This is a genomic window from Pseudacidovorax sp. NFM-22, from assembly GCF_021401245.1.
In the GTDB taxonomy this organism is placed as follows: domain Bacteria; phylum Pseudomonadota; class Gammaproteobacteria; order Burkholderiales; family Burkholderiaceae_C; genus Xenophilus.
On record NZ_JACBFY010000012.1, the window covers coordinates 20,611 to 43,162 of the forward strand.

The 22,552-nt window shown below is 70.6% G+C and carries 21 protein-coding genes; 3 read left to right on the forward strand and 18 right to left on the reverse strand.

The window, feature by feature from the left end:
- Nucleotides 1-249 precede the first annotated feature (249 nt).
- Genes L0984_RS28340 through L0984_RS28360 form a run of 5 tightly spaced genes read right to left on the reverse strand, consistent with a single transcriptional unit; the run spans nt 250 to nt 2,930 of the window.
- Nucleotides 250-885: a 2-hydroxychromene-2-carboxylate isomerase gene (locus L0984_RS28340; RefSeq protein WP_234197753.1), complete on the reverse strand. Its 636-nt coding sequence runs from the start codon at nt 883-885 to the stop codon at nt 250-252.
- Between the two features lie 12 nt (nt 886-897).
- Nucleotides 898-1,233, reverse strand: coding sequence for a DUF1289 domain-containing protein (locus tag L0984_RS28345; RefSeq protein ID WP_370646224.1), 336 nt, complete (start codon nt 1,231-1,233; stop codon nt 898-900).
- Nucleotides 1,230-1,736: a YbaK/EbsC family protein gene (locus L0984_RS28350; protein ID WP_234197754.1), complete on the reverse strand. Its 507-nt coding sequence runs from the start codon at nt 1,734-1,736 to the stop codon at nt 1,230-1,232. The genes L0984_RS28345 and L0984_RS28350 overlap by 4 nt, the downstream gene beginning before the upstream one ends.
- 34 nt (nt 1,737-1,770) lie before the next feature.
- Nucleotides 1,771-2,010, reverse strand: a complete 240-nt coding sequence (locus tag L0984_RS28355) for a DUF1653 domain-containing protein (RefSeq protein WP_234197755.1) — start codon at nt 2,008-2,010, stop codon at nt 1,771-1,773.
- Nucleotides 2,010-2,930, reverse strand: a complete 921-nt coding sequence (locus tag L0984_RS28360; protein WP_234197757.1) for a hydroxymethylglutaryl-CoA lyase — start codon at nt 2,928-2,930, stop codon at nt 2,010-2,012. The genes L0984_RS28355 and L0984_RS28360 overlap by 1 nt, the downstream gene beginning before the upstream one ends.
- Nucleotides 2,931-3,088: 158 nt before the next feature.
- Between L0984_RS28360 and L0984_RS28365 the strand changes: the two genes are divergently transcribed.
- Nucleotides 3,089-5,569 carry a glycerophosphodiester phosphodiesterase family protein gene (locus tag L0984_RS28365; RefSeq protein ID WP_234197758.1) on the forward strand — a complete coding sequence of 827 codons (2,481 nt, stop codon included), beginning with the start codon at nt 3,089-3,091 and terminating at the stop codon, nt 5,567-5,569.
- 44 nt (nt 5,570-5,613) lie between these two features.
- On the opposite strand, the gene L0984_RS28370 is transcribed toward L0984_RS28365, so the two are convergent.
- From L0984_RS28370 to L0984_RS28405, 8 genes are all read right to left on the reverse strand, one after another.
- Entirely contained in the window at nt 5,614-6,534 is a 921-nt protein-coding gene (locus L0984_RS28370; RefSeq protein ID WP_234197759.1) for a 2-hydroxyacid dehydrogenase, read from the reverse strand.
- 39 nt (nt 6,535-6,573) lie between these two features.
- Complete coding sequence (locus L0984_RS28375; RefSeq protein ID WP_234197760.1) at nt 6,574-8,592, reverse strand: acetyl/propionyl/methylcrotonyl-CoA carboxylase subunit alpha; 2,019 nt, start codon at nt 8,590-8,592, stop codon at nt 6,574-6,576.
- Entirely contained in the window at nt 8,564-9,265 is a 702-nt protein-coding gene (locus L0984_RS28380) for a DUF4126 domain-containing protein (RefSeq protein WP_234197761.1), read from the reverse strand. Before L0984_RS28380 ends, L0984_RS28375 begins: the two co-directional genes overlap by 29 nt.
- 10 nt (nt 9,266-9,275) lie before the next feature.
- Nucleotides 9,276-10,070 (reverse strand): enoyl-CoA hydratase/isomerase family protein, encoded by a 795-nt coding sequence (locus tag L0984_RS28385; protein ID WP_234197762.1) that lies wholly within the window; start codon nt 10,068-10,070, stop codon nt 9,276-9,278.
- Between the two features lie 32 nt (nt 10,071-10,102).
- Nucleotides 10,103-10,912 carry an alpha/beta hydrolase family protein gene (locus tag L0984_RS28390; protein WP_234197763.1) on the reverse strand — a complete coding sequence of 270 codons (810 nt, stop codon included), beginning with the start codon at nt 10,910-10,912 and terminating at the stop codon, nt 10,103-10,105.
- A 157-nt stretch (nt 10,913-11,069) separates the two neighbouring features.
- Nucleotides 11,070-11,462: a type II toxin-antitoxin system VapC family toxin gene (gene vapC, locus L0984_RS28395; RefSeq protein WP_234197764.1), complete on the reverse strand. Its 393-nt coding sequence runs from the start codon at nt 11,460-11,462 to the stop codon at nt 11,070-11,072.
- Complete coding sequence (locus L0984_RS28400; RefSeq protein WP_255697661.1) at nt 11,459-11,722, reverse strand: type II toxin-antitoxin system VapB family antitoxin; 264 nt, start codon at nt 11,720-11,722, stop codon at nt 11,459-11,461. Before L0984_RS28400 ends, vapC begins: the two co-directional genes overlap by 4 nt.
- Before the next feature lie 46 nt (nt 11,723-11,768).
- Nucleotides 11,769-13,466: a carboxyl transferase domain-containing protein gene (locus tag L0984_RS28405; RefSeq protein WP_234197767.1), complete on the reverse strand. Its 1,698-nt coding sequence runs from the start codon at nt 13,464-13,466 to the stop codon at nt 11,769-11,771.
- A 113-nt stretch (nt 13,467-13,579) separates the two neighbouring features.
- On the opposite strand from L0984_RS28405, the gene L0984_RS28410 reads away from it, so the two are divergent.
- Entirely contained in the window at nt 13,580-15,310 is a 1,731-nt protein-coding gene (locus L0984_RS28410) for a Na+/H+ antiporter (protein WP_234197769.1), read from the forward strand.
- A gap of 50 nt (nt 15,311-15,360) precedes the next feature.
- On the opposite strand, the gene L0984_RS28415 is transcribed toward L0984_RS28410, so the two are convergent.
- On the reverse strand, nt 15,361-17,031 hold the full coding sequence (locus L0984_RS28415; protein WP_234197770.1) for an AMP-binding protein: 1,671 nt from the start codon (nt 17,029-17,031) through the stop codon (nt 15,361-15,363).
- 140 nt (nt 17,032-17,171) lie between these two features.
- Nucleotides 17,172-18,353 (reverse strand): isovaleryl-CoA dehydrogenase, encoded by a 1,182-nt coding sequence (locus L0984_RS28420; protein ID WP_076511641.1) that lies wholly within the window; start codon nt 18,351-18,353, stop codon nt 17,172-17,174.
- A 118-nt stretch (nt 18,354-18,471) separates the two neighbouring features.
- On the opposite strand from L0984_RS28420, the gene L0984_RS28425 reads away from it, so the two are divergent.
- Complete coding sequence (locus tag L0984_RS28425; RefSeq protein WP_234197772.1) at nt 18,472-19,515, forward strand: AraC family transcriptional regulator; 1,044 nt, start codon at nt 18,472-18,474, stop codon at nt 19,513-19,515.
- 58 nt (nt 19,516-19,573) lie between these two features.
- Here the strand turns inward: L0984_RS28425 and L0984_RS28430 are convergent, their stop codons facing one another.
- The 3 genes from L0984_RS28430 to L0984_RS28440 are packed head-to-tail and all read right to left on the reverse strand — an operon-like array spanning nt 19,574 to nt 22,364.
- On the reverse strand, nt 19,574-20,500 hold the full coding sequence (locus tag L0984_RS28430; RefSeq protein ID WP_234197774.1) for a class I SAM-dependent methyltransferase: 927 nt from the start codon (nt 20,498-20,500) through the stop codon (nt 19,574-19,576).
- Between the two features lie 45 nt (nt 20,501-20,545).
- A complete protein-coding gene (locus tag L0984_RS28435; RefSeq protein WP_234197776.1) occupies nt 20,546-21,532 on the reverse strand; it encodes a VTT domain-containing protein in 987 nt (328 codons plus the stop codon).
- Between the two features lie 10 nt (nt 21,533-21,542).
- The gene (locus tag L0984_RS28440) at nt 21,543-22,364 is read right to left on the reverse strand and encodes a DUF3047 domain-containing protein (RefSeq protein WP_234197777.1); all 822 of its coding nucleotides are present in this window, start codon (nt 22,362-22,364) and stop codon (nt 21,543-21,545) included.
- Nucleotides 22,365-22,552 lie beyond the last annotated feature (188 nt).

Genomic DNA, 22,552 nt, shown 5'->3' on the forward strand with positions numbered 1-22,552 from the left:
CGGTCGCATCGGGAAGACCCTGAGCACATTCGGGGCGTCGAAGAACGGCGCCGGATGCGCCGTCGTCGCGAAAGCCCACTGCCGGTGCGGTGCCAGTCAGTTAACCCGTTCGCCCTGAGCTTGGCCTGTCCTGAGCTCGCCGAAGGGTCGAAGGGCTTGCGCCAGGCTTCGACAAGCTCAGCCCGAACGGACTTTTGGTTATCTGACTGGCATTGCACTGCCGGTGGGCATTGCGCCCGGCAGGCGGGTTCAGCCCGCCAGCGCCGACGGCCGCTGGTCGGCGCTCGCCCACTGCGGGCCAGCGAACCACGCGTCGCCCTGCAGGTAGGCGCGCAGCATGGGCAGGCTGTCGAAGCCCCAGAACAGCCGGCCGTCCACCACGAAGGCCGGCACGCCGAAGGCGCCCTGCGCGATGGCGGCGTCGGTGTTGGCCTTGAGATCGGCCTTCACGGCGGCATCGGCCACGTCGCGCGCGGGCTGCAGGCGGGCCTTGAGCGCATCGAATCGCGCCGGATCGCTGGCGTCCTGGCCGCCGCGCCACACCTCGCGGAACAGCTGCTCGGCCTGGTGCCGGCTGATCTCGCCGCTGCGCGAGGCGGCCACCGCCAGGCGCAAGTGCGGCAGCGGGTTGTAGGGATGGGTGGCCGGCATCTCGATGGGCACGCCCAGCGAATGGCCCAGCCAGAGGATGTGGCGGTAGGTCCACTGCCGCTTGCTCGGCACTTCGGCCGGCGCCTTGTGGCCGTGGTGGCGCACGATGGCGCCCAGCAGCACCGGCTTGTAGGCCACGCTGTAGCTCAGGCCGGCCAGGGCCTCGGGCAGGTGCTCCAAGGCCAGGTAGGCATAGGGCGAGATGAAGTCCAGGTAGAAGTCGATGTGCTTCATGGCGATGTCTCCTTAGGGTTCGTCCCGGCGCCCGGTGCGCTCAGCCGGCCTGCTTGAGGGGGCCGTGGCGCTGCGCGCGAGCACCTGATCCCACACGGCCAGGCGGCCCGCATCGGGCGTGCGGCTCCAGTGCCGGATCTCCTCGATGGTGCGAAAGCAGCCTTCGCACAGGCCGCTGGCCGCGGACATGCGGCAGACGTTGACGCAGGGCGAGGGCACCGGCTCCAGGCCCTGGCGCACGGCTTCGCGCATCAGCGAGGCGCGGGCCGCCAGGGGGCTGGTCGCGGGCGCGACGGCCTCTTCGGCCACGGGCGCCGTCTTGTCCGGCGCTGTCGCTCCGGCGCTCATGCCGCCACCGCCTGCACCACGTCCGCCACCGGCGCGCCGCCGGTGAGGGCCGGCAGGTCCTGCGGCCGCAGCGGGAACACCGCATGCGGATGGCCGGCCGCGGCCCACACGGTCTCGAAGCGGAACAGCTCGGCATCGATCAGCACCACGGGCTTCGTCACATGGCCGACGGGCGAGACGCCGCCGATGGAAAAGCCGGTGCGCGACTTGACGAAGTCGGCATCGGCCCGGCCGGTCTTGCCCACCAGCGCGTCGACCTTCTTCTCGTCCACGCGCCGGTCGCCCGAGGTGACGACCAGCACCGCCACGTCGTCGGCCTTGCGGCGGAAGATGATGCTCTTGGCGATCTGGCCCACGGCCACGCCGAGCACATCGGCCGCTTCCTGGGCCGTGCGGCAGGCGTCATCGAGCATGCGCGGGGCATGCGGGTGGCCCGCGTCGAGAAGGTGGCGCGCCACGCGCTGCACGCCGTCGGGAAGGGAATGGAGTTCGGAACCGCACATAAGTGGCAGCGATTGTCGGCGCGGGCGCAAGGCCTCAACCGATGAAGGCGAAGCGCGGCTGTTCGCGCCCCTCGTGCACGATGCGCTCCTCGAACATGGCAAAGGGCCGCACCCAGAGGCCGCGGTCGTCGTAGAGCGGCTTGTAGAGCACCATCGGCGCCAGCGTCTCGCTGTGGCGCACGACGCCGAGCACCTCGTAGTCCAGGCCTTTGTAGTGCCGGTAGCGGCCGAGACGGATCGCCGGCAGCGGCGGCAGGTCGTCGCCGGCCGCCATCAGCCGGCCCGCTTGGTGCGCACGGCCTTGGAGACGCGCGAGTTCGGCTCGCGTCCCAGGGCCTGGCTGATGAACACGCCGGCGTCGATCAGCGCATCGAGGTCGATGCCGGTGTCGATGCCCATGCCGTGGAGCATGTACACGACGTCCTCCGTCGCCACGTTGCCCGTCGCACCCTTGGCATAGGGGCAGCCGCCCAGGCCGGCGATGGAAGACTGGTGATTCCACACGCCCAGCTGAAGCGCTGCCAGCGTGTTGGAAAGGGCCTGGCCATAGGTGTCGTGGAAGTGGCCCGACACGGCATCGACCGCGAAATGCGCCAGCGTGGCCTCCAGCGCCGCCTGCACCTTGCGCGGCGTGCCGACGCCGATGGTGTCGGCCACGTCCACCCGCGCCACGCCGATGCCCTTCATCAGCCCGGCCAGGTAGCCCACCTTCTCGGGCGCGATGTCGCCTTCGTAGGGGCAGCCCACCGTGCAGCTCATGGCGCCGCGCACCGCGATGCCCTGGGCCTTGGCCGCCGCCACCACCGGCGCGAAGCGCTCCATGCTCTCGGCGATGGAACAGTTGATGTTCTTCTGGCTGAAGGCCTCGCTGGCGGCGCCGAAGACCACGATCTCGTCGGGCCATTCCTCGCGCGGCGCGGCCAGGGCGGCTTCGAGCCCCTTCATGTTGGGCGTGAGCACGGAGTAGCGCACGCCGCTCTTGCGCTGGATGCCATGCATCACCTGCGCGTTGTCGGCCATCTGCGGCACCCACTTGGGGCTGACGAAGCTGGTGACCTCGATCTCGGCCAGGCCGGCGGCCTGCAGGCGGTGCACCAGCTCGACCTTGACCTCGGCGGGCACGGGCTGCTTTTCGTTCTGAAGCCCGTCGCGCGGGCCGACGTCGACGATGCGGACGCGGGAAGGAAGGTTCATGGGGTCTCCGGAAAAAGGAAATCGAGAAGCAGCGGGAGCGCGTGCAAATGCACGCATCCCCGTCCTGTGCGCGACCCACGGGGCGCGCACGACATACCGACGTCACAGGGGCTGCCTAGATTGCGGCCTCCATTAAAAAACAGAGTCGGAGTTTCTTCATGCAACAGACACGCATCGCAGCCGCGATCGCCATGAGCCTGGCCTTGGCCGCCTGCGGCGGGGGTGGAGGTGGCGGCGCCACCTTCGTGCCCGGAACGGGCCTGGGCACGGGCACTGCCCCATCGCCCACGCCGGCCCCATCGCCCGCACCCAGCCCTGCACCGGGCGCATCCCCGGCTCCGGCACCCGGGACGACGCCCGCGCCCACTCCCGCGCCCGAGCCGGAACCCGCCGCCAAGGTGCTGCTGGAGGAAAGCTTCACCGGCCTGAGCGACCTGCCCGCCAACTGGGCCCGCCCCGCGGCCAACAAGGGCACCGTGAGCGTGCGCGACGGCAGCCTCTACATCGACGGACGGGCCGACAGCTTCGCCATGACCGCCGTCGCCCTGCCGCCAGCGCTCGCCGAGCTGTCCGACTACCGCATCGACGTGGTCTTCACCTTCGAGGCGGCCAACAACAATGCGCGCTGGGGCAGCGTGATGTACCGGAGCTCGGCCGCCGCGGCCACGCCGGCCTACGAGCCCTACCACCAGTTCGCGATCCGCCAGAACGCCACCGCCAGCAACGGCACCGAGTTCGCGCTGCGCAAGGCGGGCGCGTGGACGGTGCAGTCCACCAAGGCCTTCGGCTCGGCCATCGACAGCGGCAAGACCTACACCGCCACCGTGATCGTGCACGGCAACCGCGCCCGCCAGTACCTGGACAACGTGCTGATGCACGACGTCACGCTGGACGCCGCCGCGCCCGCCAAGGGCGGCATCGGCCTGCAGACGGCCGGCCTGCTGATGCGGGTGGACAGCATCAAGGTGAGCGAGCAGCTCAAGCCCCTGCCCGAGATCAGCACGCCCGCCGCGCTGCAGGACACGGGCACTGCAGCCGCCATGGCACCGACGCTGGTACAGCCCATGGCCGCCAGCACCAACCTGGCCGCCACCGGTGCCAGCCATGCGCTGTTCCGCATCGACAGCACGCTGAGCCTGCGCAGCGCCAGCGGCGAAAGCCTGGGCAGCCTGGCCCAGTACCTGGCCGACCGCAACCGGGCCACGGCGCCAGTGCTGCGCATCGCCGACGACGCCACGGTGGACGCCCTGGCCCGCTACGCGCAGGAAAACGACCTGAGCGACGTGACCCTGCTGTCCGACCAGGTGAGCCTGCTGGCCCGTGCGCGCACGCTGATGCCGATGGTGCGTGCGGCGGTGGACTTCTCGGGCTCCGGCCTGCTCGACGCCAGCACGCAGAGCGTGATGCAGGTGGTGAGCGCCACCAACAAGGCCCGCGCCAAGATCGCCGTGCTGCCGCCCGCGATGACGCAGCGCGCCACCGTGGCCCAGCTGCAGCGCCTGCTGATCACGGCCTGGGCCGCCAGCAGCGCCAGCACGCCCACCGAGGCCGCGCAGGTGCTGACCACCGGCGTGAACGGCGTGCTCGCCAGCGACGGTGCCGTCTTCGCCCGCGTGATGCGCAAGCTGCCCGCCAACACGCTGCTGCGCAAGCCGCTGGTGATCGGCCACCGCGGCATGCCGCAGGGCACAGGCGACGAGAACACGCTGGCCAGCGCGCAGGCCGCCGTGGCGGCGGGCGCCGACGTGGTGGAGAACGACATCTACCTCACCAGCGACAAGCACCTGGTCATCATGCATGACGACACGGTGGACCGGACCACCAACGGCACCGGCCGCATCGAGTCGATGACGCTGGCCCAGGTCAAGCAGCTGCGCACGAAGGTGGGCAACCGCGAGGTGCCGACGCTGCAGGAATACTTCAGCGCCTTCAAGGGCCGGCCGATCACGCACTTCATCGAGCTCAAGAGCAGCAACACCGGCCTGGTGGCGCAACTCAAGAACGAACTGGACGCGGCGGGCACGCGCGACCAGGCGGTGGCCATCTCCTTCCTGGGCGACCAGCTCAACCGCGCGGGCCAGACGCTGCCCGAACTCTCGACGGGCTTCCTCAACAGCAATGCCGACGCCAGCGATCCGCAGGTGGCGGTGCGCAACATCCTGGCGGCCGTGCAGCCCTATTCGTCCACCTACAACCCGGCCTACGGCGGGCTGAGCCAGGCGACGATGGAAGCAGGCAAGCACCGCGGCATCACCTTCTGGCCCTGGACCGTCAACGACCAGGCGGCGTTCCATCGCTACTACAGCTACGGCACGCACGGCATCACCACCGACTACGCCTTCTGGGCGAAGGACTTTCCGGTGGAGATCGCCGCGGCGGCCACGGCCACCGTCGGCGTCAACACCGCGGTGACGCTGCCCGTGACGCTGACCACGCAGGTGGGCGGCAGCATCGCCGCGCAGAGCAACGTGATGGCCATGATCGACGGCACCGCCCCCTTCGTGCAGAGCGCGGAAGGCGACCTGCGCTTCACCGGCGCCGGCACCGCCGTGGTTCTGCCCGGCTACCGCCACAAGATGGGCGACGGCACCTACAGCTACGTGATCGTCGCCAAGCCGGTGAGTCTGACCGTGCGCTGAAAGAGCGCTGCCGCGGGCCGGCTGCGGCCCGCGCGCGGCGATGCTCAGTAGCCGCGCTGCGGATCGACCACGCCCGCGATGGGCTGGCCGGCCTGCAGCGCGCGGATCTTGCCGGCGATCTGTGCGATGGACTCGCTGCGCAGCGTGCGGGCCGACCCGTGCGGCGTGACGGTGATCTTCGGATGCCGCCAGAAGGCATGGTCGGCGGGCAGCGGCTCCTGCTGGAACACGTCGAGCGTGGCCCCAGCCAGCTTGCCGCTGTCGATCAGCGGGATCAGGTCCTCTTCCACCAGATGGCCGCCGCGTGCGATGTGGATCAGGTAGCCGCCGGGCTTGAGGGCCGACAGCGTGGTGCGGTTGAGGATGCCGCGCGTGGCATCGGTCAGCGGCAGCAGGTTGACCAGCACACGCGTGTTGACCAGAAAGTCGCCCAGCCGCGCCTCGCCCGCGAAGGTGCGCACGCCCTCGATGGACTTGGGCGTGCGGCTCCAGCCCAGCACCGGAAACTCGAACTGCTGCACCGCGCGCGCCACGCGCTCGCCCAGCACACCCAGACCCATGATGCCGACCGGGAAGTCGGCCCGCGCGAGCGGCTTGCGGTAGACCCAGCGGCCCTGCCGCGCCTCGGCCTCGTAGACGTCGAACTCGCGAAAGTGCCGGATCAGCGCATGGCACACGTACTCGGCCATCTGTACCGACATGCCGGCATCGTCCAGCCGCACGATCTTCAGGGTGGGCGGCAGGTCGAGCTTCGTGATCGCGTCCACGCCCGCGCCGATGTTGAACATGGCCTTCAGGCCCGGCTGCTCGTCCACCATCTGCTGGGGCGGTGCCCACACCACGGCGTAATCGGCCTGCGGGCTGCCGGGCGTCCAGTCGACGATCTCGGCATCCGGCAGGGCGGCGTGCAGGCCCTCGATCCATGGGGCGGATTTGGTGTCGGTCAGGCAGAGGGCGATGCGCATGAGGGCGTGCAAGAAGGCTGTGGAAGACAGCCCGCGATGCTACGCGGCCAAGCGCAGGAGCTCTGCCCCCTCGGTGACCTGGTCGCCGGGCGCGAACAGCAGCTCGGCGACGGTGCCATCGGCCGGCGCGGCGATGGTGTGCTCCATCTTCATGGCCTCCATCACCGCCAGCGGCTGGCCCTTGCTCACCGTGTCGCCCGCCTTGACGGCGAAGGACACCACCTTGCCCGGCATCGGTGCCGTCAGGCGCCCGCCTTCGGCCTGGGTGTCGCCCGCATGGGCGAGACGGTCCACGGCATCGATGCGGCCGGCGCCGGCCTGGCCGAACACATGCCACTGGTCCTGGTGGCGGTGCACGGCCAGCACCTCGCGGCGGCCGGCGAAGTCCAGCGACAGGCGGCCGTCGGGCAGCAGTTGCCAGGCCAGGTCGCCCGCGACCTGCGACTCGCCCTCGCCCACGCTCAGGTGCCGCATGGCGCCCGGGCCATAACGCAGCAGCGCCGTGGCGCCCTGGCCGTTGGCGTCGAAGGCGAAGGTCCGCGTGGCCAGGCCCAGGCCGCGCCAGCCGTCGGCACGGCCGAAGGGGCCGCCCGCGGCCTGCGCCGCCTCGTCGGCCAGCTGGCGGGCCACCACGGCCGCGGCCAGCAGCGGCAGGCCCAGCGGATCGCGGTCGAAGAGCTGCGCCCGCTCGCGCTCGATCAGCGCCGTGTCCAGCCGCGCCTTCGAGAAGGACTCGGTGGCCAGCACGCCGCGCAGGAACTGCACGTTGGTGGCCACGCCGACGATCTGCACCTGCGCGAGCGCGGCGTCGAGCCGGGCCAGCGCCTGCTCGCGCGTGTCGCCGTGCACGATCAGCTTGGCGATCATGGAGTCGTAGTAGGGCGAGATCTCGCCGCCCTCGCGCACGCCATCGTCGATGCGCACATCGGCCCGCGCGAAGGCCGCGGCGGCCGGCTTGCGGTAGACGGTCAGCGGGCCGGTGGCGGGCAGGAAGCCCTTGTCCGGGTTCTCGGCGCAGATGCGCGCCTCGATGGCATGGCCGTGGATGCGCAGGTCGTCCTGGGCCAGCGGCAGCGGCTCGCCGGCGGCCACGCGCAGTTGCCATTCCACGAGGTCCAGGCCGGTGATGGCCTCGGTCACCGGATGCTCCACCTGCAGCCGCGTGTTCATCTCCATGAAGTAGAAGGTCATGGCCTCGGGCGCGTCGTAGCCGCCGGTCTGCTCGACGATGAACTCGACCGTGCCGGCGCCCACGTAGTCCACGGCGCGGGCCGCATCGACGGCGGCCTGGCCCATGCGCTGGCGCAGCGCGGGCGGCATGCCGGGCGCGGGCGCCTCTTCCAGCACCTTCTGGTGGCGGCGCTGCACCGAGCAGTCGCGCTCGAACAGGTGCACGTAGTGGCCCTGCGTGTCGCCGAAGACCTGGATCTCGATGTGCCGCGGGCGCTGCACGTACTTCTCGATCAGCACCGCGTCATCGCCGAAGCTGTTGATCGCCTCGCGCTGGCAGCTGGCCAGGGCGGCGGCGAAGTCTTCGCTCTTCTCGACGATGCGCATGCCCTTGCCGCCACCACCCGCGCTGGCCTTGATGAGCACGGGGTAGCCGATGCGGTCGGCCTCGCGCTGCAGCAGGGCCGGGTCCTGGTCGGCACCGTGGTAGCCGGGCACCAGCGGTACGCCGGCCTTCTCCATCAGCCGCTTGGACTCGGCCTTCAGGCCCATGGCCTGGATCGCCGAGGGCGGCGGGCCGATGAACACCAGGCCCGCCTCGGCGCAGGCACGGGCGAAGTCCTCGTTCTCGGACAGGAAGCCGTAGCCGGGGTGGATGGCCTCGGCGCCGGTGGCGCGGGCGGCTTCGAGGATGCGCTCCCAGCGCAGGTAGCTCTCCTTGGGCGCGTTGCCGCCCAGGGCCACGGCCTCGTCGCAGGCGCGCACGTGGTTGGCCTGCGCGTCGGCGTCGGAATACACGGCCACGGTGCGCACGCCCAGGCGGCGCGCGGTGGCCGCCACGCGGCAGGCGATCTCGCCTCTATTGGCGATGAGGATCTTCTTGAACATGAGGCAGGTCTCCGGACGATGTTGTGCCGCGGCGACCGCGGGCGAAGGCAGGGGCGACACCCGGGTCGGGCCGGCCGCTGAAGATGCGCGTGAGGCGGCCGACGAGCGCGCGCAGAAAGCGCCAGCTCTTGCGGATCAGCCACACGCTGAGGACGAGCACGACCACCAGCGCCACCAGGAAGACCAGCGGATGCGCCAACGCCAGCCACAGGCCGGCGGGCACCAGCGAATCCTCGGCGAGCGAGGCGCCCACGTTGGTGAAGGGCTCAGGCGAGGTGTTGATGGCCGCCCGCGTGGTGGCCTTGGCCGCATGGGCCGTGGCCGCGAAGCCGCCGCCCACCAGCGCCGCCACCACCGCCATGGCCGCATGATCGGCGCCGAACACCGAGGCCGCGAGCGCCGCACCGGCCGGGATGCGGATCACCGTGTGGACCATGTCCCAGAGCGAATCCAGCCCCGGGATCTTGTCGGCGAAGAATTCGACGAAGTCCAGGAAGCCGCTGACGATCAGCACCACCGGATGCGACAGCGCCTGCAGCCCCGCCGGCAGCGGCACCCAGCTCAGCCAGCCAGCCAGGCCGACCAGCAGCACCGCCAGGTACAGCCGCACGCCGCTGGCCCAGCCGAGGGCAGCGGCCAGCGCGAGCAGCTGGGGAAAGTCCAGGCCTTCCATCAGCGACCGATCAGCGCGCCTGGGTCCAGGCCGGCTTGCGCTTTTCCAGGAAGGCGCGCAGGCCTTCCTGCCCTTCCTCGCTGGCGCGCAGGGCGGCGATGCGGCGCACCGTCTCGGCCGTCAGCGCGTCGTCGATGGGCTGGCCGGTCACGTCGCGCAGCAGGCGTTTGGATTCGGCCACGGCGCCGGGTGCGGCGGCCAGGATGTTCTTGAGCACCTCGTCGACCTTGGCGTCCAGCGCGTCGGCGGCCACCACCTCGTGCACGAGACCGAGGCGGTGGGCCTCGGCCGCCGTGAATCGCTCGGCGGTGAGGAAGTAGCGCTGCGCGGCCCGTGCGCCCATCGCCCGGATCACATAGGGGCTGATGGTGGCGGGGATGAGGCCGATCTTGACCTCGCTGAGGCAGTAGTGCGCGCTGTCGGCGCTGATGGCCACGTCGCACACCGACACCAGGCCCATGCCGCCCGCGTACACGTCGCCCTGGATGCGCGCGATGACCGGCAGGCGGCTGTCGGCCAGGGTGCGCAGCATGCGCGGCAGGCCGGCGGCGTCCTGCAGGTTCTGCTCGGGCGTGAAGCTGGCGGCGCGCTTCATCCAGTTGAGGTTGGCGCCGGCGCAGAAGGCCGGACCGCGCCCGCCCAGCACCACGGCACGCACGCCGTTCGCGGCCTGGGCCTGCGCAACGGCCTCGGCCAGCTCGCGGATGAAGACGTCGTCGATGGCGTTGCGCATCTCGGGCCGGTTGAGCCAGATGCGCGCGACAGGGCCGTCGATGGTCAGTTCGAGCGTGGTGAAGTCGGTCATGGCGTGTCTCGTCGTGTCGTTGAAAGGGGCGCTCAGTCGCGCAACGCCGGAAAGCCCAGCCGCTGCAGAAAGCCAGACACCACCGGCTGCCAGGCCTGCGGTGCGCGGGTGAAGGTGCTGTGGCCGTCCTCGCCCTGGGGCGGAAACTGCAGCAACTCGCCGGTGCCGCCCGCCGCGCGGAAGGCGGAGAACCATTGCCGCGGCCAGTCGGCACCGAAGTACTGGTCGTTCTCGGCATACAGCCACAGCGTGGGGATGCGCACGCTGCGGCCGTAGCTGGCGAAGAGCTCGCCCATCTGCTGCGGCGAGCAGGGCTGGCCGGCATGGGTGCGCGGATTGCCGCCGCCCCCGCCGGCGAAGTTGATCGCGGCCACCACGCCGGGCGTGGCCCGCGCCGCGGCGGCGATGGCCGTGGCCCCGCCATAGGACTGGCCCACGATGACGGCGCGCGCCGGGTCCGCGCCGGGCATGGCGCGCACGGCGGCCAGCGCCGCGAGCGCCTGGTCGGCCGCGGCGCCGTAGCCCGCGGGATAGTCGCGCCGCTGGCAGGCGCCGCTGTCCTCCACGTCCGGCCCGCCCGTCACGCCGTAGCCCACGCGCGTGGGCACCGCGACGATGAAGCCGTGGCGCACGAAGAAGCGGGAGGCCTCGTGATAGCGCGCGCGGCCCAGCGCCGCGCGGCCGGCCGCGTCGACCGCCCGGCCGTGGTTGAGCACCAGCACCGGGGCGGGGTGCGGATTGGCGTCGTCGTCGAACACGGTGACGCGGATGGTCTGGGCGACGCGGCGGCCCTGCATGTCCTGCACGGCGACGGGCACGTCGAGCTGGGTTTCGCGCAGCACCGCATGAGCAGGAAGAAAGAAAGCCGCCAGCGGCAGGGCCAGCCATGCACGCCGGAGGGCACTGGCAATCTTCCGCACCAACGCCCGCCACACAGGGCCGCGCCCAACGGGCAGGCGGCCAGTGCGAGACGGATGGCGGTCGCGTGGGTGCACGGCTTCAGTTCTTCCAGCCGTTCAGGCCGTCGATGCCGTCGAAATCGCGGTCGCCGTGCAGGAGCGCACAGCCATGCTCCACGCACCAGGCGGCGACCATCAGGTCGATGGGGCTTCGTACGGTGATGCCGCGCCGCCGCTGCTGGCGATAGATGTCGGCGGCGCGCAGGGCCACGGCTTCACCGCCGGCCGTGGCGATGGGCAAGGCCGCCAGAGCTTCGCGTGCAAGGCGCCACTCGCGGTCGTGGGCAAAGCCGCGCAGCACCTCCATGAGGACGAGGTCCAGCAAGACCAGTTGGTCCTCGTTGCCCTCCATGAGCGACCGCAGCGCTGTCGTCTGGGCCGTCTCCCGGTTACGGAAGAAGTCGATCCAGACACTGGAATCGACCGTCATCATGGCCGCGAGCGCCTCTTCGACACGTACGGCGCAGGCGCCGGCTCCTGGACGGCCCGCGGCTCGGCCGGCAGGCGCGTCCAGTCGATGCTTTCGTCGCCCATCCAATGCAGCTTGCCGCGCAATGCCAGCAGTTTCTGGTAGGCCTCGCGCCGGGCCAGCAGCCGAAGGCCCTCTTCCACCGCCTCCTTTTTGGTCTTGAAGCCGCCGGCCCGCATGGCGGCCTCCATCAGCGCGTCGTCGATCACGATGTTGGTCCGCATCGCACCCCCTGTGTGTATGAAAACGGAAAATCATACACATCGCCCATCACATGCGGAACACGCCGAACTTCGGCTCGGGGATGGGCGCATGCCGCGCCGCCGCCAGGCCCAGCGCCAGCACGCGGCGGGTGTCGGCGGGGTCGATGATGCCGTCGTCCCACAGGCGGGCGGTGGCGTAGTAGGGATGGCCCTGGTCCTCGTACTGCTGGCGGATGGGGGCCTTGAAGGCCTCTTCCTCGTCCTTGCTCCATTGCCCCCCGCGGGCCTCGATGCCGTCGCGCTTGACGGTGGCCAGCACGCTGGCGGCCTGCTCGCCGCCCATCACGCTGATACGGGCGTTGGGCCACATCCAGAGGAAGCGCGGCGAGTACGCCCGGCCGCACATGCCGTAGTTGCCGGCGCCGAAGCTGCCGCCGATGATGACCGTGAACTTGGGCACGTTGACCGTGGCCACCGCCGTCACCATCTTGGCGCCGTGGCGGGCGATGCCCTCGTTCTCGTACTTGCGGCCGACCATGAAGCCGGTGATGTTCTGCAGGAACACGAGCGGGATCTTCCGCTGCCCGCACAGCTCGATGAAGTGCGCGCCCTTCTGCGCCGACTCCGAGAACAGGATGCCGTTGTTGGCCACGATGCCCACCGGCATGCCTTCGATGGCCGCGAAGCCGCAGACCAGCGTGGTGCCGAAGCGGGCCTTGAATTCGTGGAACGCGCTGCCGTCGACGATGCGGGCGATGATCTCGCGCACGTCGAAGGGCTTGCGGGTGTCGGTGGGGATGACGCCGTAGAGGTCTTCGGGGGGGTAGGCGGGGTTTTCGAAGCTTGGGTTGCCCCCGACCGTTCGGGCTGAGCCTGTCGAAGCCTGGGCCGGCACTTCGACAGGCTCAGTGCGAACGGATCGGTGGGCACCAGACTCACCCCAGCCACTTGGTCCTCGCTGCGCATTGAGGTTCTTCACCGCCTCACGCGCCAGCGCCAGCGCGTGCAGGTCGTTCTGCGCCAAGTGGTCGGCCACGCCCGACAGGCGGGTGTGGACGTCGCCGCCGCCCAGGTCCTCGGCCGACACCACCTCGCCGGTGGCGGCCTTCACCAGCGGCGGGCCGCCCAGGAAGATGGTGCCCTGCTCCTTGACGATGATCGATTCGTCGCTCATGGCCGGCACGTACGCACCGCCCGCCGTGCACGAGCCCATGACCACCGCGATCTGCGCGATGCCGTCGGCGCTCATGTTGGCCTGGTTGTAGAAGATGCGGCCGAAGTGGTCGCGGTCGGGGAACACCTCGTCCTGGTTGGGCAGGTTGGCGCCGCCCGAGTCGACCAGGTAGATGCAGGGCAACCGGTTCTGCGCCGCGATCTCCTGCGCGCGCAGGTGCTTCTTGACCGTCATCGGGTAGTAGGTGCCGCCCTTCACGGTGGCGTCGTTGCACACCACCATGCAGTCCACGCCACTGACGCGACCGATGCCGGCGATGAGGCCGGCGCCCGGCGCGTCGCCGTTGTACATGGCATGCGCGGCCAGCGGCGCGATCTCCAGGAAGGGCGAGCCCGGGTCCAGCAGCTGCTGCACGCGGTCGCGCGGCAGCAGCTTGCCGCGGGCCGTGTGCTTGGCGCGCGCGGCCTCGCCGCCGCCCTGCTCCACCCGCGCAAACTGGGCGCGCAGGTCGTCCACCAGCGCGCGCATGGCGGCGGCGTTGGCCTGGAAGGCCTCGGATCTGGGATTGAGTTGGGAGACCAGTTTGCTCATGAATGTCCTTGGAGCATGACGCGCGGCCGCTCGCCGCGCGAAGATGATGCGAACCCTCGGCGGCGGCGGACACTCCTGGCCCGGCCCCCCGCGTTACTCAAGAATCGCTCGAATTGCATACCGTCGAAACCGTCCTGCTGGTGCTGATGCTCGGCGCCCTCACCGGCATTGCCGCCCGCTACCTGCGCGCCATTCCGCTGCCGCTGATCCAGATCGCCCTGGGCGCCGCCCTCTCGTGGCCGCAGCAGGGGCTGCACATCGCCTTCGATCCGGAGCTGTTCCTGCTGCTGTTCATCCCGCCGCTGCTGTTCGCGGACGGCTGGCGAATCCCGAAGCGGGAGTTCTTCGCGCTGCACCGGCCGATCCTCAAACTGGCCTTCGGCCTGGTGGCCTTCACCGTGTTCGGCCTGGGCTGGCTGGTGCACTGGATGATTCCGGAGATGCCGCTGCCCGTGGCCTTCGCCCTGGCCGCGGTGGTCTCGCCCACGGACGCCGTGGCCGTCTCGGCCATCACGCGGCGGCTGGGCATGCCGGCCAAGACCATGCATGTGCTGGAGGGCGAATCGCTGCTGAACGATGCGTCGGGCCTGGTGGCGCTCAAGTTCGCCGTGGCCGCCACGTTGACCGGCCTGTTCTCGTGGGCGCAGGTGACGCGCGAGTTCCTGTGGATCGCCCTGGGCGGCGTGGGCGCCGGCACGCTGCTGGGCTGGGGCTTTGCCCATGCCCGCGCCGCCGTCACCCGCCGGCTGGGCGACGTGGCCGCCACGCAGATGGTGCTGCTGCTGGTGCTGCTGCCCTTTGCGGCCTACATCGTGGGCGAGCGCATCGGCGTCTCGGGCATCCTGGCCGCGGTGGCGGCGGGCATCGCCACCAACTTCGCCGACCTGGAGCGCAGCGAGTTCGTGGCCGAGCGCATGCAGGCCGAGGGCACCTGGACCATGATCGAGTCGGCCTTCAACGGCGCCATCTTCCTGCTGCTGGGGCTGCAGTTGCCCTCGATCCTTCGCACGGTGGATGAGAGCAAGCACCACGGCGCTTGGACGCTGGTGGGCTATGTGCTGGCGATCTCGGCCGCGCTGCTGGCGCTGCGCTGGGTATGGCTGCAGCTGGCCATACGCGGCGGCCTGCGCCGGGCGCACCGCGACGGCCGCATGCCCGAGGCCCCCTCCGGACGGCTGACCCTGGCCATCACGCTGGCGGGCATCCGCGGCGCGGTGACGCTGGCCGGCGCGCTGTCCATCCCGCTGATGGTGGACGAGACCACGCCCTTCCCCTCGCGCGACCTGCTGGTCTTCCTGGCCACGGGCACCATCCTCGTGACGCTGCTGGTGGGCAGCATCGGCCTGCCGCTGGTGCTGCGCAAGCTGCCCCAGCCGGCCGAACCGCCCGAGGTGCGCGAGGAACGCGAGGCCCGCATCGCGGCCTGCCATGCCGCCATCGCCAGCCTGGTGCGCAGCCAGAAGGCGCTGGACGGCCTCGATGCCGACACCGCCGCCCAGCGCCAGGAGATGGTCGGCCGCATCACCCAGCAGTACCGGGTCCGCCTGGAACTGCTGGACGACGCCAGCGCCACCGCCTCCACCCCGGAGACGCGCGCCGAGGAGGCCGAGGCGGTACGGGCGCGCAAGGAGGGCTTCGTGCACGAACTGGAACTGCGCCTGTCCTGCCTGCAGGCCGAGCGGCACGCGCTGTATGCCGAGCGCCATGTGCACCGCATCAACGACGCCTCGCTGCGCGAACTGGTGGGTGAGCTGGACATGGCCGAGGTGTCGCTGCGCAAGCGCCTGCGCGCCGCGCGCCAGGCCGCGGGCCTGGCACCGCACGGCCCGGCCTCGCGCGACTGACGCGCAGGGCGCCACTGACGCACCGGCCCTGCCTGCAACCCGCGGCAGGCTCATGCCGTCTTCTCGGCCTTGAGGCCCAGCTCGTCGGCCATCTGGTCGCGGATGCGGTACTTCTGGATCTTGCCCGTCACCGTCATCGGGAAGGCCTCCACGAAGCGGATGTACTTGGGCACCTTGTAGTGGGCGATCTGGCCCTGGCAGAAGGCGCGGATGTCGGCCTCGGTGGGCTGCTGGCCGGGCTTGGGAATGATCCAGGCGCACAGCTCCTCGCCGTACTTGCGGTCGGGCAGGCCGACCACCTGCACGTCCTGCACCTGCGGATGGCGGTACAGGAACTCCTCGATCTCGCGCGGGTAGATGTTCTCGCCGCCGCGGATCACCATGTCCTTGATGCGGCCGACGATGTTGACGTAGCCCTCGTCGTCCATGGTGGCCAGGTCGCCGGTGTGCATCCAGCCCTCGGTGTCGATGGCCTCGCGGGTCTTGGCCTCGTCGCCCCAATAGCCGTGCATCACCGAGTAGCCGCGGGTGCACAGCTCGCCCGGCTGGCCGCGCGGCACGGTGGCGCCCGATTCGGGGTCGACGATCTTCACCTCCAGGTGCGGCTGCACCGTGCCGACGGTGGAGACGCGCCGCTCCAGCGGCGTGTCGGTGCTGCTCTGGCAGCTCACCGGGCTGGTCTCGGTCATGCCGTAGGCGATGGTGATCTCGCCCAGGTGCATGCGGTCCACCACCCGCTTCATCACCTCGATGGGGCAGGCGGTGCCGGCCATGATGCCGGTGCGCAGGCTGGAGAGGTCGAATTCGCCGAAGCGCGGATGGTCCAGCTCGGCGATGAACATGGTGGGCACGCCGTGCAGGCCCGTGCACCGTTCGGCCTGTACCGCTTCGAGCGTGAGCAGCGGGTCGAAGCCGTCGTTGGGGTACACGATGGCGCTGCCGTGCGTCAGGCAGGCCAGGTTGCCCAGCACCATGCCGAAGCAGTGGTACATGGGCACGGGGATGCACAGCCGGTCCTCGGGGCCCAGCTTCATGCATTCGCCGATGAAGTAGCCGTTGTTGAGGATGTTGCGGTGCGTGAGCGTGGCTCCTTTGGGAAAGCCCGTGGTGCCGCTCGTGAACTGGATGTTGATGGGGTCGGTGGCCTTCAACGTGGCCTGCACCTGGGCCACGCGCGGGTCGGCCGCGTCGCCGCTCGCCAGCAGCTGCGAGAAGCGTGCGGTGGCGATGTCCAGCCCCGCCTCGTCGGCGGTGCCGGGGGCGTCGATCCACCAGATGTTCTTCAGGTCGGGCAGCCGGGCCGCGCCCAGCTCGCGCAGCATGGCCAGGTATTCGCTGGTCTTGAAGCGCGGCATGGTCACCAGCGCCTTGCAGCCCACCTTGTTGAGCGCGTACTCGACCTCGGACGTGCGGTAGGCCGGGTTGATGTTGACCAGCACCAGGCCCGCCTTGGCGGTGGCGATCTGCATCAACACCCAGGCCAGGTTGTTGTGCGACCAGATGCCGATGCGCTCGCCCGGCTGCAAGCCGGCGCGCAGCAGGGCGCTGGCCAGGCACGTCGCCTGCGCCTGCAGCTCGCCGTACGACAGGCGCACGCCCTCGTGCCGGCTCACCAGCGCCAATGCCTCGGGCTGGCGCGCGACCATGGCGTCGAAGAAGTCACCGATGGTCTGCTCGATCAGGGCGGGCTCGGTGGCGCCGCGGGCGTAGCTGTCATTCATTGCGGGTCTCCTTGTGTCTTTCTCCTTCCCCCTCTGGGGGAAGGTTGGGATGGGGGCCTGCCACGACTTCAAGCACGGCGCCACATTCGAATGTCGCTGCCCCCACCCCTGCCCTCCCCCAGAGGCGGAGGGAGAAAAGGCTAGGCCGTCTCTGCAAAGAGCTCGCGGCCGATCAGCATGCGGCGGATCTCGCTGGTGCCGGCGCCGATCTCGTAGAGCTTGGCGTCGCGCCACAGGCGCTCGACCGGGAAGTCCTTGGTGTAGCCCACGCCGCCCAGGGCCTGGATCGCCTCGCCGGCCATCCAGGTGGCCTTCTCGGCGGAATACAGGATGGCGCCGGCCGCGTCCTTGCGGAAGGTGCGCGCATGGTCGGCCGTGTCGCAGGCGCGGCCCACGGCGTACACGTAGGCACGGCAGGCCTGCCAGGTGCTGTACATGTCGGCGATCTTGCCCTGCATGAGCTGGAACTCGCCGATGCTCTGGCCGAACTGCTGGCGCTCGTGCACGAAGGGCAGCACCGCGTCCATGCAGGCGGCCATGATGCCCAGCGGGCCGCCGGAGAGCACCGCGCGCTCATAGTCCAGACCGCTCATCAGCACCTTGGCGCCATTACCTTCGCCGCCCAGGACGTTCTCTTCGGGCACTTCGCAGTTGTCGAAGAACAGCGGGTAGGTGTTGCTGCCGCGCATGCCCAGCTTGTCGAGCTTGGTCCCGGCAGAAAAGCCCTTGAAGCCCTTCTCGACCAGGAAGGCCGTCATGCCGCGCGCGCCCATCTCGGGCTCGGTCTTGGCGTAGATGACCAGCGTGTCGGCATCGCCGCCGTTGGTGATCCACATCTTGCTGCCGTTGAGGACGTAGTAGCCGTCCTTCTTGTCGGCGCGCAGCTTCATGCTCACCACGTCGGAGCCGGCGTTGGGCTCGCTCATGGCCAGCGCGCCCACATGCTCGCCGCTGACCAGCTTGGGCAGGTACTTCTTCTTCTGCGCCTCGCTGCCATTGCGGTGGATCTGGTTGACGCACAGGTTGGAATGCGCGCCGTACGACAGGCCCACCGAAGCCGAGGCGCGCGACACCTCTTCCATGGCGACGATGTGGGCCAGGTAGCCCAGCTCGGTGCCGCCGAATTCCTCCTTCACCGTCATGCCGTGCAAGCCCAGGCTGCCGAGCTTGGCCCACAGGTCGCGGGGGAAGAGGTTCTCGCGGTCGATGTCCGCGGCGCGCGGCGTGATCTCGTGGGCGCAGAAATCGGCGATGGCCTCGCGCAGGGCGTCGAGGGTGTCGCCCAGGCCGAAGTCCAGGCCGGGCAGGCGTTGTGCGGACATGCGTCGTCTCCGTGGAAGGTGTGCGAAAGCCGGTCCAGCTTACGCCCGGGGGATTCGCATTTGGCGACACAATGGTTGCAAATCCCGCCATCGACCGATGCCTCGGGTTATCCACTAGATGCCCTCTCCCCGCTTCCTCAAACCCCAGCGCGCGGCCACGCCGATGGCTTTCGTGCGAGCCATCGTGCAGGGCTATGCCCGCTACGGCGTGGACCCGGGCGCGGCCCTGCGCGCGGCACAGATCACGCCGCGCGAGCTGTGGCGGCCCGAGGCGCGCGTCACCGCGGCGCAGTTCGAGGCGCTGAACGAGCATGCGATGCAGGAGCTGGACGACGAGGCCCTGGGCTGGTTCAGCCGCCGCCTGCCCTGGGGCAGCCACGGCATGCTGTGCCGCGCGTCGATCACGGCGCCCGACCTGGGCGTGGCCATCAAGCGCTGGTGCCGCCACCACCGGCTGCTGGTGGACGACATCGCGCTGCGGCTGGAGGTGGCGGGCGAGGTGGCCTCGGTGTGGATCGAGGAGCGGCGCCCGCTCGGCAGCTTCCGCGAGTTCTGCCTGGTCTCCAGCCTGCGCTTTCTGCACGGCTTTGCCAGCTGGGCCATCGACTCGCGGCTGTGGCTGCAGGAGGCGCACTTTCCTTTCGAGGCCCCGCCGCATGCCGATGCCTACGGCCTGATGTTCAGCGGGCGGCTGCACTTCGGCGCCGCGCAGGCCGGCTTTCGCTTCGACGCGCGCTACCTGGCGCTGCCGCTGCTGCGCGACGAGGCGGCCCTGCGCACCATGCTGCGCCGCGCCCTGCCGCTGACGGTGCTGCAGTACCGGCGCGACCGGCTGCTGGGCCAGCGCGTGCGTGAGGTGCTGCGCACGCATGGCGCCCAGGCCTCGACCGCCGAGGGCCTCGCCGCGCTGCTGCACATCTCCAGCCGCACGCTGCACCGGCAGCTGCTGGCCGAAGGGCTGAGCCTGCAGGGTCTGAAGGACGAGGTGCGCCGGCAGCAGGCCATCGAGCTGCTGCAGCGCACGGCGCGGCCGGTCAAGCAGGTGGCGCTGGCGGTGGGCTTTCGCAACGAGAAGAGTTTTTCGCGGGCCTTTCGCGAATGGACGGGTCAGAGCCCGGGCGCGTTCCGGGCCGCGGCGGCGCAGCCGGGGCCTGGGGCCTGATCGAAGGCCGCAGGGCCCCCTGCCCTCCTCATCCGGTGGCAGGCTGAACGTCCGAGGGCTATTCGATCTCAGGCGCCGCGTACACCAGCACCTTCAAGGCCCGCTCGTCCGACACGTCCGCGAACGCCGCCGGATTGGCCACGCGCTCGACGAACTGCAGCGACGGCGCCAGCTCGCGCATCTGGTCCTGCAAAAAGGCCACGCCCAGCTCCGGCGCATTGAGGCACAGCAGCGCATGGCCGCCCGGCGCCAGCAGATCGGGCAGGCGGCGCATCAGCCGCGCATAGTCCTTGGTCGCCACGAAGCTGCCCTTCTGGTAGCTGGGCGGGTCGACCACCACCAGCTCGTAGGGCCCACCGCGCGTGACCTTGCCCCAGGTCTTGAACAGGTCGTGCGGCAGAAAGCTGGCGCCGCCTTCCACGCCATTGAGCCGGTGGTTCTGCTGGCCGATGGCGATGGCGCCCGCGCTCATGTCCACGTTGACCACGCGGCCCGCGCCCGCCTGCAGCGCCACCACCGAGAAGGCGCAGGTATAGGCGAAGAGGTTGAGCACCGCCGCGCCCGGCCGTGCGGCCACATGCGCGCGCACCCAGCGCCGGCCCCCGGCCATGTCGAGGAACAGGCCGTGGTTCTGGCCGCGCAGCACATGCACGCGGTAGCGGGCGCCGTCCTCGGTCACCACATGCGGGTCGGGCACTGCGCCAGCCATGAGCTGCGTTTCGCTGCGCCCCTCGTGCCGGCACTGGTAGACCCAGTTCAGCGGCTCGCCGGGCGCCACCTCGGCCCATCGCGCCTGCAGGGCCTCGCCGATGCGGGCCAGGTCCTCATCGGCCAGCGACTTGAAGCTGGTGAGCACGAAGACCGGGGGATAGGCGTCGAGCACCAGGTGCTCGCAGCCGGCGTGCAGGCCACCGCGGCCGTGGAAGATCCGCCGCGCGTCAGGGGCGGGCGTCAAGGAATGGATGGCGTCGAAAAGGGCTTGCATGAGCCGGCGAGGTTGCCACGAAAACCTCGCCGCCTTGCCAACGCCTCAAGCAGCGCCGGTCGCGCCCAGCGATGCGGGAACAGGCGGCGCCGCCTCGACCGCCACGCCATCGCCCATGTCGGCGGCCGCCCAAGCCGACAGGCCACCTTCCAGCACGCGCACCCGCGGCAGCCCGGCCGCCATCAGCACCCGTGCCGCCGCGATGGCCGATGCATCGGCCGGGCAGTCGCAGAACACCACCAGGTCGCGGCCATCGGCCAAGGGGCCGAGCGCATGCGGAAGCTCGGCCAGCGCGAAGCCCACCGCGCCCGGGATGGCCCGCGGGTCGATCGCCCGCACCTGATCGCCACGCACGTCGAGCACCGTCGGCGCACGCCCCTGCGCCAGCGCCGTGCGCAGGGCGTCGACGCTGATCGTCACGATGTCGTCGGCGCGGCGGGCCATCCGGCGCTGGTGGTAGCGCCAGAGCAGGAAGGCCACCAGCAGCACACCGCCCACCACGGTGGCGGCCAACCCGATGTTGGCCAGCACGGCCAGCACGTCGCGGATGGCGGCGTGGAACACGGCCCCCAGCAACAGGTAGCCCAGGGTCCAGACCAGGGCGCCGGCCGTCTCGAAGGCCAGGAAGCGCGCATTCGACATGCCCAATGCACCGGCCATGGGCGGCGCCACCACCGAGACGCCGGGCACGTACTTGGCCGCGATCAGCGACAGCCCGCCCCACCGGCCGAGGATGGCTTCGCTGCGCGACACGCAGGTGTCGGCCGAGAGCGAGACGCGGCACAGCAGCCGCATCACGGCATAGCCCCAGCGCCGGCCGGCCAGGAACCAGGCGCCGTCGCCCAGGATGTTGCCCAGCAGCGAGGCGATGACGATGGCCACGGCATTCAGCACCGTGCCGCCCATCGCCAGGCCGCCCGCCACCACCAGGAAAGGCACGGCCGGGACGGGTGCGCCGAGCCGGGCGGCCAGCGTCACCACCAGCACCACGGCGGGGCCCTGGGTGGCAAGCAGCGAGATGAGGTCGTTCATGGCAGTCCCCCTATTCGGCCGGGCCGCTGGCCGTTGGCCGCGCTTCGGGGCGCACGCCGGCGGGGCCCACGAGGCTCAGATCGGAGAAGTAGGCCAGGCCGTGGCCATGCGTGTTGTCGGCGTCGGCCGAGATGACCACCGCCGCCACGCCGGGCGTCGCGCCCTTCGCCTCGTCGCCGAAGGCCCGGCGGTAGTCGGCCAGCAGGTTGCGGCGCTCGCTCATCCAGGTGCCGGGCTGCGCGGCGGGGCCGGACTCCAGCACCACCATGTGCATGCGGTGGGTGAAGGCGTTGACCAGCATCTGGCCCTTGCCCTCCTTGGCGTCCCACACGTAGCACAGCGCTTCGCTGGGCACGTCCTCGCCCGAGACGCTGCGGGCCACCCCGAGGCGCGTGCGCTCCAGCAGCGGCAGGCGGTCGGCGGGGAAGTCGAAGAAGACGCACAGCTTGGCCGCCCCGTCGTCACCCGTGCGCGTGTGCAGGTCGGCGCCATCGACGAACTGGTCGACGCGCCAGCGCCAGCTCAGCACCGTGGACTCGCTCAACGGCATCTGCACGCGGTGCGACAGCAGGCCATAGGAATCGTCGGCCTCCACCTTGAGGACGCGGCGCCCCTCCTGGGACACCACGTCGAAGCGGGTGGGTGTCTTGTTGGGCAGCGTGCTGAAGTGCCAGGCCGTCGGCGGCGTGGCACCGGCCGCGGCCGAGAAGGGCGTGAGCGCATTCGGCTCCTGCGCCCGCGCATGCGGCGTGGCAAGCGCGAGGGCCAGGCCAGCGCCGAGCAGCAGGCCGCTGCCACGGCGGGCGTAGACGGAAACAGAAGCGATGTGCATGGACGGGCCCCGGGCGGTGACGCCTCGCGCTTTCGTGGCGACGAAACGGCCTGGAACTGGCCGCGCGCGGGCATGCAAAAGTGTGCCGCAGAGCCGTCCGCAGATAAATCCCGCAAAAGGAACTACTTTGTCTCCCGCGTGGGGACAATCCGTCGCAGTTCGCGCCCCTTCTCGGGGCGCGCAGCACG